Raw genomic sequence first — 13,943 nt, forward strand, 5'->3', positions numbered from 1 at the left:
ATGGATATTAAAACAGCATCAGTTGCCTTAATTTTTGCCGGGCAGGGTAATCCCACTATTGGGATGGGCGCCGACCTTTGGGATATTAACAACACGACGAAAGCAATCTGGGACTGCGCCAGCGATATTTCCGGCACGGATATACGCCGCGTTTGCCTGAAAGGGCCAATGAACAAACTGGTGCAAACAACAAACCAGCAGGTCGCCGTTACGGCCATTAACGCGACACTTTATGCGCTTTGCCGCGACAGGCTGGACGAGGCGCGTATTACAGGTTCCTGCGGCCACAGCGTGGGTGAGTATGCGGCCCTGTATGCGGCGGGTGCCGTAACGCTGGACGATCTTTTCCGCATGATTCACTTTCGCTCACGGCTGATGGATGAACTGAGCAAGGTGAATAAAGGGGCCATGCAGGCGGTTAAAGGCATAGATTATTCGTCTATGGCCGCCCTGATTGCCGATTCGGGGATCGGGGTTGATATTAGCTGCGATAACAGCCGTCGCCAGCAGGTCATTGGCGGCACGGTCGTTGCGTTGCGTGAGATGACTGAGGTACTGATGGCGCAGGGCATTGAAACAACTAAGCTTGGCGTCAGCGGCGCGTGGCATACGCGCCTGATGGACGACGGCGTACAGCAGATGCGCGATTTCCTCGCGAATATTGCGATTCAGACACCGCAGCACGAAGTCCTGATGAACGTCACTGGCGAGCCGGTGACCGACCCGGCAGAGATTAAAGAAAATCTGGCGCTGCACTTAACCCATACCGTGAAGTGGACGGCCTCGATGATGCGCTTTTTAAGCCAGCCGTCGCCGGTGACTTTTGTTGAGGTAAGTAATAAAGCGTATCTTGGGCATATGCTTAACGATTTTGACGGCTTTTCACCGACAATGGCCCTGCATTGCAGAAAATTATCAGATACTCATGGTGATTTATGATTCCTGATTATTTTAAATTTATTCGCTTCCAGGACAGGAAAGTATTGCCTTTCTTTTACCTGGTTATGTGTATCGTGCTGGGCTTTTTCTGGAAGAATAATAACTTTTCCATCACGCCTGGCGATAGCGGGATTATTGCTGTGATATTGGGGGTGACGCTATTTAACCTGATTTACGAGTTTAAGCCATACTGGGCCTATAGCTGTGTTATCGGACGCGTTGATGTAGACTACTTTGCAGACAAACCCTGTCCAAAAGCGCAGACGTTTTTCACCCGCCCCACGATAGTCAGCCTGCTTCTGATGGCCATATACTGGCTGCTGGTGAAAATATGCCTGATGTTGCCCTCCGCTGCCTGGGGGACGGTTTGCCTGTTTGCAGGCGCGCCGCTGCTGGCATTTATCGTATTGCGTATGCTCAGGCCGGCCTACGTTAAGCAGGTACTGTCGTCGGCTCCCGGCAAAGTGCGTTTCAAAAGCATGTATCAGTACGTAAGCATCTTTATTGCGCTGACGACGGTTGTGAACGTGTTATCAGTAAGCCCGTTAAAAGAGAGTGCGGATTTCTCATTAGGAAATGGCTACTTTACAGCAAACCTGATGGTGGCGATGCTGATACTGTGCATTATTGTTTTGGCAATCAACCTGGCCTTTGCGCGTTTATCAAAGCGCTATATCTTTCTGGGGCGTATCTTCTTAAAAGAAATTGATTTTTCTTTTTTAAGCGGGTTGCCGCTTAACGCATTGCGTGAAAAAAAGTTGTTTGTCCGGCTGTTGGTGTTGCTGGCGGTACTGGTTATCTGGATTATGCTGGTTAGCGCGTTGCTGGCGTTAATGAATGCGCCTGCAAACTTTGAGGCCTATTTTTTACTCTGCTTCCTGCCGTGTATTGGTTATTATTTTCTGCATCTTTACTGGTACTGGCACGATGAGTTTTTAACGGCCTGCGATATGTACCTGCGTTATGAAGAGTCGAAGAAACGCAATAATTAGCGAAATAAACTGCCGTAATCGTTGCCCGGAAACTGGGCAACGTTATTTATTGATAAACGTTCTGAAAAATTATTATTTTTGTTTCATTCAGAAGTTTATAAACAGAGGCCAGAAAGATAGCGCATTGATTAAAAATTAATTTTTATTAGAAAGTTTAAAATTAAAGCGTCCGGATGTTATTATTTCAGCAAATTACGCTGTCTTTGTTGCATGTTATGTAAAACCTCAATGATAATAACCGCCAATAAAGGATGTGTGTAGGGAGAAAAGAATGGAACAAAACAGTGTCTGTCCTGAAGGAACGCTTTGCCCGCCGCAGGGCGCCGGCGTGCAGACGATTAACGTTGTAGTCGCGCAGGGCCTTCAAAATGTTACGGTTACACGCGACAGATTGCAGCCGGGAGCGGGGCTGGAAGGCTATGCGTCAGGCCAGTTAGCTATACTGCAGCAGAAATGCAGAGAATTCAATTTAATTGAAAAAAGCGCGTTTACCGGCGCGCCAGCGTTTCCAAACGTTCTGAAAATGATATTTACCTTTCTTGCCGCGCCTGATGTGACGGTATGGCAATACCTTCTGGTGGCGCAGAAAGATGATGAAAACGCCATGCTGTTCACGTCGATATACGCCAGTCAGCAAATGATGGAAAGTGAAAGTCCGCGCATAGATTTTTGTGTGAATAACTTTAAACTCGCCTGATTCAGTTATGCCGATACGCCTTCTGGCTCTCATCAGAAGGCGTGATTTTTTTGCACGCGCCTGGCAGCATCCATGCAGGTTTAAGGGTGACCGTTAATCCACACGGGCGAAAAGCCATTTGGGGTTTTTCAGGACCGGGGTTAACGTGGATTTTACATAATAACGATAGTGTTAAGGCGCTACGGCATCGTTATATTTGCCGCTGTGCGGAGCGGATTTCTTCTGCCAGCGTCGCTACCAGCCGGCCGGCCGGCATGGGTCTGGCGCGCTGCGCGCCAGTGCCCGCCCAGTGCGCGGCGTACTCCTGGCAGTTCTGTTGGCTGGCAATGCGGTGTAGCGCTTTTGCCAGATCGTAAGCCACTGGATAATCGGCCATTTCTTCTTGATCCGGCAACAAAGTTAGCCGGTTGGCGATGCCGCGCGCCAGGCGGCCGGACAGGGTGCGGGTAAGTACGGTTCGACGCGCCCGCTCGCTGGCGAGCGTAGCGCGATAGCCCTCGTCTGCGGCAGACTCCGGGCAAAGAATGAATGCTGTACCGAGTTGTGCGGCTACGGCGCCTGTAGCCAGCGCAAGGGCGATATCTTCGCCATCCATCATTCCTCCCGCCGCTATGACCGGCACATCGGTTACCCGGCGAATAGCCCGAACCAGTTCCCGCGTTGACAGTCGCTCATCGCGCGCCTGCGGGTCGAATATACCGCGATGGCCGCCGGCTTCTTCGCCCTGCGCCACGATAAAATTGATACCGACGCTGGCAATCAATTCGGCTTCGCTAACGCAAGTTGCGCAGGCCAGCGTGATGATGCCCACCTGATTAAGGGCTAACAGCGCTGCGCTGTCCGGCAGGCCGAAATGGAAACTGACTACGGCGGGCCGCTCGGCCAACAGCACATCCAGCATCCCGGCGTTGTTAATAAAGGTGCGATAAATTTCGTGTAGCTCGCAGGGCGGCTGCGCCCCAAAGCGCATAAACTCCGGGCGAAGGCGTTCAATCCAGGCGGATTCCCGCGCTGTATTGCGCAGCGCCGGGGCATGGCAAAAAAGATTTACGTTAAAAGGCTTATCGGTCAGTTCGCGGGTGCGGCGAATCATTCTCTGTGCCTGGTCAGGCGAGGATGCGCCGATGCCGAGAGAACCAAGCGCCCCGGCGTTACTGACCGCAGCGGCCAGTTCCGGAGTGGAAACGCCCGCCATCGGCGCCTGGATAAGGGGAAGCGGGGTGAGAAATGAAGCTGTCATAACGCTAACTCTTTATATGAGGTAAACCTGTTATAACAGCAAACTAAAATGTTAAGAAGTGGTAAAATTAACGGCTGCCTGGCGAAGCAGGCAACCCGAACCGTGCCCCGGGCTGGTGTGAAAATGCGCGATAACTTCCCGCTATAGCGCACGCTCCGTACTGACAACGCTTACCCGATGCCGCGCGCATAATCACGCATTGCGTTTTAGCCAGTGGCGCGCTACGGCAGACGGCTTTTTTCGGGCGACCAGGGCCAGGTAGAATCGCCAGTTTGCTGCCGCCTGCGGTGGTCTCCATCCAGATTTTGCAGACAACTTACTTCACGGTAAGCGTATTGATGATGCGCTCTGCTTCGCTCTGCGCTTTTTGCTGGTTATCGGCAGGCAGAGTAAGCTGCATTGTCAGCAATTTGCCGTCTACTTTGCCGAGGATAACCGAGGACCATGCGGTCTGGCCGCGGGCGGAGATGATGCTGTCAAACTGCTGCAACGCGTGGCCTTTTACGTCAATGGCTTTATTGGTGACAACCTGGAGCTGCGGGTCGCGGGTGCGTTGTTGTTCTTCAAGGCGCTTTGCCAGCACGTCAAGGGAGGCATTTGTCGCATCGCCGACAATAACAATAATGGCTTTCTGGCCGGTTGGGTCGGAATAGACGTGCATATTGTTCGCCTGAGTGCCGACTTTTCCGCTCTGGTCGGACATATCCGTCGGCAGGGAGAAGTTCAGTTTACCGTCCAGCAGGGTGACCGTTTTGCCGGATTTAGCGCTCTGTGCCTTACCGCTTTTCGCCGCTGTCGGCGTATTGCTGTTATCGCAGGCCGCCAGCCCGAATGCCAACAGACCGATGCCGACGTATTTTACCAGGTTGCGCATTGATTCTTCCTTACAGGTTATGGAGCCTTAACGGCTTCTCCTGCATCTTATCATAAGATGCGATTCAGACTGGCTGCCAGGCTTCGCCGTTCTGCGAGCGGGCCAGCCGCTTTAGCACGATATTCAACAACAGGCCGTAGGTGGGCAGAAAGAAGATTGTGCTGATAATTATCTTAAAGCAGTAATCCACCAGCGCGATTTCCACCCAGTGACGGGCCATAAACGGATCGGGGCTGCGCCAGAAAGCAATAAAGAAAAAGGCGAGCGTATCGCTGACGTTGCCAAACACCGTAGAGGCCGTTGGCGCAAGCCACCAGCGGCGGTTCTGACGCAGGCGATTAAACACATAAACGTCAAGAACTTGCCCAAGAGCATAGGCCATAAAACTGGCGCAGGCGATACGCGCGACGAATAAATTAACGTGCGCCAGCGCGCCCAATCCTTGCCAGCCCCCCATATAAAATAGCGCGGAAACCAGATAAGACACCGCCAGCGCCGGAACCATCACGGCAAAAATAATGCGCCTTGCCAGCGATGCGCCGAACACCCGTACGGTGAGATCGGTGGCAAGGAAGATAAACGGAAAGCTGAACGCGCCCCAGGTTGTGTGAAAGCCGAAAACGGAAACCGGCAACTGCACAAGATAGTTACTGGAAATAATCACCAGAAGATGAAACAGAGAAAGCCAGATAAGCGCGCTGCGGCGCTGGCGTAAGGAAAAAGCGACCATACTGAACCTTTTTTACAATGGGGTGAGGGAACCCAGATATACGTAGGCGAACGCGGTTCGCCGCTGAAAGCGCCGCATAATACTGTTTTGCGCCGTGAATGCAACGGTGAATTTATGCGCGATCGTTCGCCTTGCTTGCGTGGAAAATTGCGCGGCGTAAACTAATGCGGTTTTTCATCCACCTGAGAATGCTATGTCCGAACCTTTTGCACGCGCAGACCATACGCTGGATGCGCAGGGGCTGCGCTGCCCGGAGCCGGTGATGATGGTGCGTAAAACCGTGCGTGGTATGCAGGCCGGCGAAACGTTGCTGATTATTGCCGACGACCCGGCCACGACCCGCGACATCCCCGGTTTTTGCCGTTTTATGGAACATGAATTGCTGGCGCAGCATACGGCGTCCTTGCCATATCGCTACCTGTTGCGCAAAGGGCGCTGATTACTTCCTGATTAAACGTTACTTTTTACGCAACAGCCGCAGCGCGTTAGCGGTAACCAGCGCCGTGGCGCCGGAGTCCGCCAGCACTGCCAGCCACAGCCCGGTTAGCCCCATCAGCGTCGTTACCAGGAAAACGGCCTTCAGCCCAAGCGCAATGGCGATGTTCTGACGAATGTTGCGGTGTGTGGCGCGCGCCAGCCGCACCACCACGGCCAGTTCGCTCAGCCGGTTGTGGGTGAGCGCCGCGTCGGCGGTTTCCAGCGCCACATCCGTACCGCCGCCCATAGCAATGCCAAGCGTAGCGGCCTTCATGGCCGGGGCGTCGTTAATACCGTCCCCCACCATCGCCAGCGGCGCGCGGTTGTTGAGCGCGTTCACTTCCCTGACTTTATCTTCCGCCAGCAGCCCGGCGCGGAAATCCATCCCCAGCGGCTGTGCTACGGCGGCTGCGGCGCGTGGATTATCGCCGGTTAACATAATACTGCGGATGCCCAGCGCGGTTAGCTGTGATATGGCCTGCGCCGCTTCAGGACGCGGTTCATCGCGCAGAGCCAGTATGCCGACCACGCGGCTCTCGACCTGGAGCGCCGCCAGCGTTTGTCCAGACGCCTCTTCCCGGGCGATCAACTGCGCAATCTCCTGGCTCAGAAGGCCCTCGCGCAGCCTGCCGGGCGCGCTCAGACGCAGCATTTTTCCTTCCACGCGGGCCTCTACGCCGCAGCCTGTTAGCGTTGTTTGATCGTGGGCTTCGGGTATGGCAAGGCCGTGAGCGGCGGCGGCGGCGGCAATTGCCTGTGCTAACGGATGCGTGGAACCCTGCTCGACGGCGGCGGCCAGGCGCAGCAGCTCGTCATCATTCATGCCCTCAAGGGGGAACAGCGCGGTTACCTGCGGTTTACCGGCCGTCAGGGTGCCGGTTTTGTCAAAAGCGAACTGTTTCACGCGACCCAGGCGTTCCAGCGCCGCGCCGCCTTTAATCAGCGCGCCGCGCCGGGCTGCCGCAGCCAGCCCGGAGGTAATAGCCGCAGGCGTTGAGATAACCAGCGCGCACGGGCAGCCGATAAGCAATAGCGTTAATCCTTTATAGATCCACGGCGCCCAGGGCGCGGCCAGCGCCAGAGGCGGCACAACGGCGACCAGTAGCGACAGCCCCATAATAAGCGGCGTATAGATGCGGCTGAAACGATCGATAAAACGTTCTATCGGCGCGCGCCGCTCCTCGGCTTCTTCAATCAGGCGCAGAATGCGGTCAATCGCGCTGTCGCCCGGTTCACTGACGACTTCAAGCAGCACTTTACGATCGACGCTGGTGGCGCCCGCCGCGACTTTTTCGCCCCGGCAATGCTCTACCGGAACGGATTCGCCGGTCAGCGCGCTCTCGTCAAAACTTGCCGCGGCATCCAGCAGGCGGCCATCAGCGGGCAGGCGGCCGCCTGCGGCGACTTCAATTTTGTCGCCAGGGCGTAATTCGGCAAGCGCAACCGTTTCACGCTGGCCGTCGCGCAACCGCGTGGCGACTTCAGGGCGTAACGCCATCAGCGCCGTTACGCCCCGCCTTGCGCGGCTGGCCGCAAAGCCTTCAAGGCGTTCGCCGATAAGAAACAGCAGCAGCACCATCGCCGCTTCCGCCGTGGCGCCGATGAGCAGCGCGCCAACGGCCGCTACGCTCATCAGCGTTTCAATGGCAAACCAGGTGCCGGCGCGGATTTGGCGCAGCGCTTTACCGGCAACGGGCCACAGCCCTGCCAGCGTGGTAAAAATAAAGGCGATTTGCCCCGCAGGCGGCGAGATGCGGCTCAGCGCCCAGCTTATCGCTATCAGTACAATTAGCGCGCCCATCGGCAGGTTTTCACGCCAGCCCGACGGCGCAGGCGCTTTTTCACCGCCAGCCAACAGCGTATAGCCCGCTTTTTGGACGGCGCTTTCCACGGCGTGGCGTACGTCGCTGCGTGCGTCAACAATCAGTTTTTCAGTGGCGAACAGCACCTGCGCGCAGGCCACGTCCGGAAGCTGGCGCACGGCGTTTTCCACTTTACGGGCGCAGGCCGCGCAGTCCATCCCGCGAACCTGCCAGCTATAGCGGGTGGTGTTTTTGGGCGCAGGCGTTTCTTCTGCAACAGGGGTGGGCTGACCGCCAGGCTGCGTCGCCAGCGGGCGTAGCGTCGCGCGTTCGAAACGCGGCGTTTGATTCAGTGTGGGATTTGACATCATAGCCTCCGGCAATGAAAACTGACATTGCCGGAAGGTTACACTCTGGAGTGGACTCCAGAGTCAAGCGCTAATCTACAGATAAAGCGCGCGAACAATCAGGAAATGCCCGCCAAAGTAACAGGCGGCGGCAATCGCGCTGTCGGCCTGAAAACGGCGGCGATAGTGGCTGATAAACCCGATAATATTGCCGAGCAGCAGCAGCGATGCGCCCGCAAAGCCGGAAAATGCGCTATCGGTTGGGCGCATAAACCACTGTTCCGCCGCCAGCCACACCATAACCAGCGTCATACCGATAAACGTGCATACAGGCCAGCGGTACTCATCAAGCCGTGACCAGATGATGGCGATCGACAGCGCGCCAATAATGAGCAGCGTCAGCGGCAGCGGCCAGAAAAATGTGAACGACATACCGCTGGCAAACCAGATGGTATAAAGCAGGTGCGACAGAAAATACGCCCCGATGGCGTAAAGCATGCGCTGCTGCGGGAATTGCGCAAGCGCATCGCCCACAAGGCTTGCGAACAGCCCCGCCAACACCAGATAACCGGCGGCGCTGAACATCGGCGCCTGCCAGGCCAGCAGCAGCAGCAGTAATAGCGTGACGGGTTTAAAGACCCAGCGTTGCCATGCGGGACCGCGACAGGAGGCATCCACGTAAAGCCAGCCGGAAAAGAAAACAGCGATAAACGACCACAGCATGATAAATTCCTGAATCCGTTATTCTTACGCATGCGCCGGGCATGCAGCCTGAATTCAGTCTAGTGGGCAACGCAGCCGGATGACAATGCTTCTTCGCGCGCGCTATGATGCGCAGCACGGCAACGGGAGTCAGGATAATGAACAAGCCCCCTTTTTTCTTCATCGTTATTGTGGCGCTGATTGTGGTTTTAGCGTCGTTTCGCTTTATGCACCAGCGCCGGGTAGAGGCCGAAAACGATGCGCAACCGCTGGCGAGCCGCAGCGTGGCGGTGGCAGCGAAGCGAGAAACGCCGGCAAACGACCGCCGCTCGCGCCAGCGTGAAGTCACAGGCGTAGAGGATAGCATGCGTTATGAAGTGCAGTTTCGCCCGTTAAACGGCGGCGCATTGATGCGCTTTCGCGTCAGCGCCGCGCAGTATCATGCGCTGTCCGTCGGGCAGAGGGGAAGCGTCCGGTATCGCGGCAGCCGCTATGAGGGCTTTATTCCCGCGCCCGCGCCTTAGCGCTTTTGCTGCTTTTGCAAAGCCAACAGCTCAAACACGCCAAAGACGAAAATGCGCAACTCCTGCGCCTTGCTAAGCGGCGCGGCGCCTTTCGCCTGCGTGGATTTGAGCAACGTTAACTGCAGGCCGTGCATCAGAATAGTAAACGCCATCGCCACGTTAATAAAAATATTCAGCGGCCTGGGAAAAGGCTGGAACAGATTTAGCAGCATAAACGCCCAGACGCCCAGCATCAGCAGCCGCCCCAGGTTAATCAGCATGGTTATTCTCCTGCGTTTGGCGGATATAAAGGCGGCTTGCGACCTGCCCGGCCGCCTTTTCTCTGTATAAAACCCAGCTTTGCGGCACGGCTGGCGCCGCGGCTTCCACTTCGCTTTCTACATAAATAAGCGCTCCGTTAGCCAGCCAGCCGTGGCGCTCCAGCAGGCCGAGCGTCTCCTCCAGCAGCCCTTTGCGAAACGGCGGGTCGATAAATACGATATCGTGTGGTTCGCCGGATTGCGCCAGATATGCCAGCGTATCGGCGGCGATAGCCTGGCCCCGGGTTGCGCCAAGCGTAACAAGATTACGCTGTAACTGTCGGGCAACCAGGCGGTCTTTTTCCAGCAGCGTGGCGGCGCTGGCATAACGCGACAGCGCCTCAAGCCCAAGCGCGCCGCTGCCGGCAAAGCAGTCAAGGCAGCGGGCGTCAACGATATAGGGCGCCAGCCAGTTAAACAACGTCTCGCGAACTCTGTCTGTGGTGGGGCGCAACCCTGGGCTATCCGGAACAGGAAGCTTTCGGCCGCGCCACTGGCCGCCGATAATGCGGATCTGGCCGCTGCCGCCGCGCTGGTTTTTTTTCATCATGCTTATTACTGGAAGAAAGTTGGCGGCTATTCTAACGGCGAGCGCGAGGCGAAGAAAGTAGGGGCTGTGTTATGAATGCCCGCTATTAACACAGGGGCTTACGCCGATTGCGGCACAGTGATGCCGCGACGGGAAAGTGTTAGACTAAGCCATTATTTTCAGCTCGTGCGGCATAAGGACGTAGCTGCGCGATGAATAACAGCGAGGAGCGTAGTCGCCAATGGCAAAAGAAAAGAAAAAGGGCTTTTTTTCCTGGCTGGGTTTTGGCCAGAAAGCGCAGCCTGATGAGTCAGTAACAACGCAAATTCCCGGGCAGGACAGCCCGGAGCAACCGGCTGCTGACGATGCGGCGACGCCCCATACGCAGGCTGAATCGGACGCCTTTGCAAAAGATATCGTCAACATTAGCCAGCAGGCGGTTGAAAGCGAGAAGCGCCAACAGGAAAGCGCGCGTAATGCCGACGACAGCGTCGCCGGGCTGCAGGCTGACGTCTGGCAGGCGGTGCAGGCGAGCATCGTTGAAGAAGAGGCTGTCGTTGCGCAGGAAGAGCTAAAAGCGCAGGCCGCCCGCGCGGCCCGGCAGGAGGAAGAGGAAAAACGCGCGGAACAGGCGCGTATCGCGCAGGAAAATCGCCGCGCTGAAGCGCGTAAACAGGCTGATGAAGAAGCGCGTATCGCGCAGGAGGCCGTCCTTGCCGCTGAAAAAGCCGCCTTTGCCGCAGAACAAAAGCATCAGGCAGAAGAGGCGGCCCGTCATGCGCAGGAGGCGAAGCGCGCTGAAGATGAGGCAACGCGAACGCTTAAACAGGCTGAAGGCGAGAAAGAACAGACCCCGCCGAATGACGCCGACGCGTTAGCGACTCACGCTTGCGCCCCGGCGGAACAGGAAAAACCGACAAAAGACGGCTTTTTTGCGCGCCTGAAGCGCAGCCTTATTAAAACCAGACAGAACCTGGGTTCCGGATTTGTCGGCTTGTTCCGCGGCAAGAAGATCGACGACGACCTCTTTGAGGAGCTGGAAGAACAATTGCTGATTGCCGACGTGGGCGTGGAAACCACGCGCAAAATTATTCAACGCCTTACAGAAAGCGCCTCCCGCCAGCAGTTGCGCGACGCTGAGGCGCTGTACGGTCTGCTAAAAGATGAAATGGGCGGTATCCTGGCGAAGGCGGACGAGCCGTTAAACATTGAAGGCCGCATGCCGTTTGTCATCCTCATGGTCGGGGTAAACGGCGTAGGGAAAACCACCACTATCGGTAAGCTGGCGCGCCAGTTCCAGCAGCAAGGCAAAACGGTGATGCTGGCGGCAGGCGATACCTTCCGTGCCGCGGCGGTAGAACAGCTTCAGATCTGGGGCCAGCGCAACGATATTCCTGTCGTGGCGCAGCATACCGGCGCAGACTCCGCCTCCGTGATTTTTGATGCTATTCAGGCGGCGAAGGCGCGCAATGTGGATGTGTTGATTGCCGATACCGCCGGGCGTTTGCAGAATAAATCACACCTGATGGAAGAGCTGAAGAAAATCGTGCGCGTGATGAAAAAGCTTGATGAAGACGCGCCGCATGAAGTAATGCTGACTATCGACGCCAGCACCGGGCAGAACGCCATTAGCCAGACAAAACTGTTCCATGAAGCCGTGGGGCTGACCGGCATTACCTTAACTAAACTGGACGGCACCGCCAAAGGCGGGGTGATTTTCTCTGTCGCCGATCGGTTTGGCATTCCGATTCGTTATATCGGCGTTGGCGAGCGTATTGAAGATTTGCGTGCGTTTAACGCGGGCGACTTTATTGAGGCACTTTTTGCCCGAGAGGATTGACAATGATTCGCTTTGAACAAGTCAGCAAGGCCTATCGCGGTGGGAGGCAGGCGCTCCAGGGCGTGTCGCTACACCTGCAACCGGGAGAAATGGCGTTTCTGACCGGCCATTCCGGCGCGGGGAAAAGCACGCTGCTCAAGCTTATCTGCGGCATTGAGCGCCCGAGCGCGGGCAAAGTCTGGTTTGGCGGCCATGACATCAGCCGCCTGAAAAGCCGTGAAGTGCCGTTTTTACGCCGGCAGATCGGTATGATTTTTCAGGATCATCATCTGCTGATGGATCGTACTGTTTACGATAATGTGGCGATCCCGCTTATCATCGCCGGCGCCAGCAGCGACGATATCCGTCGCCGCGTATCGGCGGCGCTCGATAAGGTTGGGCTGCTTGATAAAGCGAAAAACTTCCCTATTCAACTCTCAGGCGGTGAACAGCAGCGCGTGGGCATCGCCCGCGCTGTGGTGAACAAACCGGCGGTATTGCTGGCGGATGAACCTACCGGCAACCTGGATAATGCGCTGTCGGAAGGGATTTTACGCCTGTTTGAAGAGTTTAATCAGGTGGGCGTGACGGTATTGATGGCGACCCACGATCTGGCGCTGATTTCCCGCCGCCCGTATCGGGTATTGAACCTGAGCGATGGACACCTGCATGGAGGCCATTGTGATGATTAAACGCAACGCGATAAATCGCATCAAACGTTTCAGTAACCGCTTTGATAAAAATAACCGCGTAGGGCGAACCAAAGACGCTATTCGCGGCGCGGCGCGGCGCGGCAGAGGAAATGCGCCTTCAGCGAAAGCCGGCGGGCGTAAAGGAACCGTTAACGAGCAGTTTCGCTATGCCTGGCAGGGAGCGCTAACCGATCTGCGCAGCAAGCCGTTCGCTACGTTTCTGACCGTAATGGTCATCGCTATCTCTCTGACGCTGCCCAGCGTCTGCTATATGGTTTACAAAAACGTCAGCCAGGCGGCGGCGCAGTATTATCCAACGCCGCAAATCACCGTTTATCTCGATAAAACGCTCGATGATGACGCAGCGCAACAGGTGGTCGGCCAACTTCAGGCCGAGCAGGGCGTGGCGAAGGTCAACTATCTTTCGCGTGATGAAGCGCTGGGCGAATTTCGCAACTGGTCAGGTTTTGGCGGCGCGCTGGACATGCTGGAAGAAAACCCGCTGCCGGCGGTTGCGGTCATTGAGCCGAAAATCGACTTCCAGAACAACGCCTCGCTCAACACACTGCGCGATCGCGTAGCAAAACTTCAGGGCGTGGACGAAGTGCGTATGGATGATAGCTGGTTTGCGCGGCTTGCCGCGCTGACCGGGCTGGTAGGGCGCGTATCAGCCATGATTGGCGTGTTGATGGTCGCAGCGGTGTTCCTTGTTATTGGCAATAGCGTCAGGCTGAGCATTTTCGCTCGCCGCGATACCATTAACGTGCAAAAGCTTATTGGCGCGACGGATGGGTTTATCCTGCGTCCTTTCTTGTACGGCGGCGCGTTGCTGGGGTTTAGCGGGGCGTTTTTATCGTTGATCCTCTCTGAAGTATTGGTTTTGCGCCTGTCTTCTGCGGTAGGCGACGTGGCGCGGGTATTTGGCACTAAATTTTCTATCAGCGGCCTTTCGTTTGATGAATGCCTGCTGCTGTTGCTTATTGCAGCAATGATTGGCTGGATCGCCGCCTGGCTTGCGACGGTGCAACATTTACGTCACTTTACCCCCGAGTAATAAATATCTGGTATAATCCCCCGCTGCTTACGGGAGTCCGTAGCAGAGGGGGCGTTGCGACCCCGCAACCTTCTTTCTGTCTGCGCTTTTTCATAGCTCTGTCACAATTTGTATGTAATTTTATTAACAATTAACACTGAACTTGTGGATAAACTCACGGTCTGATGATTAAGTGTTGAGTATTCTCGTTGCACAGTATCGGTTCGGCTTCGTTGCCTGATGGGGG

15 protein-coding genes and 1 pseudogene are annotated in these 13,943 nt (G+C 56.0%); 8 read left to right on the forward strand and 8 right to left on the reverse strand.

Annotated elements, in window-relative coordinates; genetic code table 11:
* From JJB97_RS08085 to JJB97_RS08095, 3 genes are all read left to right on the forward strand, one after another.
* On the forward strand, window positions 1-939 hold the full coding sequence (locus JJB97_RS08085) for an ACP S-malonyltransferase (RefSeq protein ID WP_238713522.1): 939 nt from the start codon (window positions 1-3) through the stop codon (window positions 937-939).
* The gene (locus JJB97_RS08090) at window positions 936-1,931 is read left to right on the forward strand and encodes a hypothetical protein (protein ID WP_238713523.1); all 996 of its coding nucleotides are present in this window, start codon (window positions 936-938) and stop codon (window positions 1,929-1,931) included. Before JJB97_RS08085 ends, JJB97_RS08090 begins: the two co-directional genes overlap by 4 nt.
* A 271-nt stretch (window positions 1,932-2,202) precedes the next feature.
* On the forward strand, window positions 2,203-2,628 hold the full coding sequence (locus JJB97_RS08095; protein ID WP_238713524.1) for a DcrB-related protein: 426 nt from the start codon (window positions 2,203-2,205) through the stop codon (window positions 2,626-2,628).
* A 190-nt stretch (window positions 2,629-2,818) separates the two neighbouring features.
* On the opposite strand, the gene JJB97_RS08100 is transcribed toward JJB97_RS08095, so the two are convergent.
* From JJB97_RS08100 to JJB97_RS08115, 4 genes and pseudogenes are all read right to left on the reverse strand, one after another.
* The gene (locus JJB97_RS08100; RefSeq protein WP_238713525.1) at window positions 2,819-3,868 is read right to left on the reverse strand and encodes an NAD(P)H-dependent flavin oxidoreductase; all 1,050 of its coding nucleotides are present in this window, start codon (window positions 3,866-3,868) and stop codon (window positions 2,819-2,821) included.
* Between the two features lie 238 nt (window positions 3,869-4,106).
* A pseudogene (locus JJB97_RS08105) lies at window positions 4,107-4,181 on the reverse strand (hypothetical protein); the annotation flags it as partial.
* A gap of 3 nt (window positions 4,182-4,184) precedes the next feature.
* Window positions 4,185-4,742: a DcrB family lipoprotein gene (locus tag JJB97_RS08110; protein ID WP_238713526.1), complete on the reverse strand. Its 558-nt coding sequence runs from the start codon at window positions 4,740-4,742 to the stop codon at window positions 4,185-4,187.
* A gap of 64 nt (window positions 4,743-4,806) precedes the next feature.
* The gene (locus tag JJB97_RS08115) at window positions 4,807-5,472 is read right to left on the reverse strand and encodes a 7-cyano-7-deazaguanine/7-aminomethyl-7-deazaguanine transporter (protein WP_238713527.1); all 666 of its coding nucleotides are present in this window, start codon (window positions 5,470-5,472) and stop codon (window positions 4,807-4,809) included.
* A 193-nt stretch (window positions 5,473-5,665) separates the two neighbouring features.
* Between JJB97_RS08115 and tusA the strand changes: the two genes are divergently transcribed.
* The gene (tusA, locus tag JJB97_RS08120; protein WP_238713528.1) at window positions 5,666-5,911 is read left to right on the forward strand and encodes a sulfurtransferase TusA; all 246 of its coding nucleotides are present in this window, start codon (window positions 5,666-5,668) and stop codon (window positions 5,909-5,911) included.
* Window positions 5,912-5,929: 18 nt separating this feature from the next.
* On the opposite strand, the gene JJB97_RS08125 is transcribed toward tusA, so the two are convergent.
* On the reverse strand, window positions 5,930-8,119 hold the full coding sequence (locus tag JJB97_RS08125; protein WP_238713552.1) for a zinc/cadmium/mercury/lead-transporting ATPase: 2,190 nt from the start codon (window positions 8,117-8,119) through the stop codon (window positions 5,930-5,932).
* Between the two features lie 75 nt (window positions 8,120-8,194).
* Window positions 8,195-8,821 (reverse strand): lysoplasmalogenase, encoded by a 627-nt coding sequence (locus JJB97_RS08130; RefSeq protein WP_238713529.1) that lies wholly within the window; start codon window positions 8,819-8,821, stop codon window positions 8,195-8,197.
* 137 nt (window positions 8,822-8,958) lie between these two features.
* Here JJB97_RS08130 and JJB97_RS08135 point away from each other — a divergent pair, with 137 nt between their 5' ends.
* Window positions 8,959-9,324 carry a DUF2500 domain-containing protein gene (locus JJB97_RS08135; RefSeq protein WP_238713530.1) on the forward strand — a complete coding sequence of 122 codons (366 nt, stop codon included), beginning with the start codon at window positions 8,959-8,961 and terminating at the stop codon, window positions 9,322-9,324.
* Here JJB97_RS08135 and JJB97_RS08140 read toward each other — a convergent pair.
* Window positions 9,321-9,584, reverse strand: coding sequence for a DUF1145 family protein (locus tag JJB97_RS08140; protein ID WP_238713531.1), 264 nt, complete (start codon window positions 9,582-9,584; stop codon window positions 9,321-9,323). The genes JJB97_RS08135 and JJB97_RS08140 overlap by 4 nt on opposite strands.
* Window positions 9,574-10,170: a 16S rRNA (guanine(966)-N(2))-methyltransferase gene (rsmD, locus tag JJB97_RS08145; RefSeq protein ID WP_238713553.1), complete on the reverse strand. Its 597-nt coding sequence runs from the start codon at window positions 10,168-10,170 to the stop codon at window positions 9,574-9,576. The genes JJB97_RS08140 and rsmD overlap by 11 nt, the downstream gene beginning before the upstream one ends.
* A gap of 223 nt (window positions 10,171-10,393) precedes the next feature.
* Here rsmD and ftsY point away from each other — a divergent pair, with 223 nt between their 5' ends.
* The 3 genes from ftsY to ftsX are packed head-to-tail and all read left to right on the forward strand — an operon-like array spanning window position 10,394 to window position 13,717.
* Complete coding sequence (gene ftsY / locus JJB97_RS08150) at window positions 10,394-11,992, forward strand: signal recognition particle-docking protein FtsY (RefSeq protein ID WP_238713532.1); 1,599 nt, start codon at window positions 10,394-10,396, stop codon at window positions 11,990-11,992.
* A gap of 2 nt (window positions 11,993-11,994) precedes the next feature.
* Window positions 11,995-12,663 (forward strand): cell division ATP-binding protein FtsE, encoded by a 669-nt coding sequence (gene ftsE / locus JJB97_RS08155; RefSeq protein ID WP_238713533.1) that lies wholly within the window; start codon window positions 11,995-11,997, stop codon window positions 12,661-12,663.
* Window positions 12,656-13,717, forward strand: coding sequence for a permease-like cell division protein FtsX (ftsX, locus tag JJB97_RS08160; protein ID WP_238713554.1), 1,062 nt, complete (start codon window positions 12,656-12,658; stop codon window positions 13,715-13,717). Before ftsE ends, ftsX begins: the two co-directional genes overlap by 8 nt.
* Window positions 13,718-13,943: the final 226 nt, after the last annotated feature.

Origin of the sequence: Tenebrionibacter intestinalis (assembly GCF_016632365.1) — a bacterium.
Classification (GTDB): domain Bacteria; phylum Pseudomonadota; class Gammaproteobacteria; order Enterobacterales; family Enterobacteriaceae; genus Tenebrionibacter; species Tenebrionibacter intestinalis.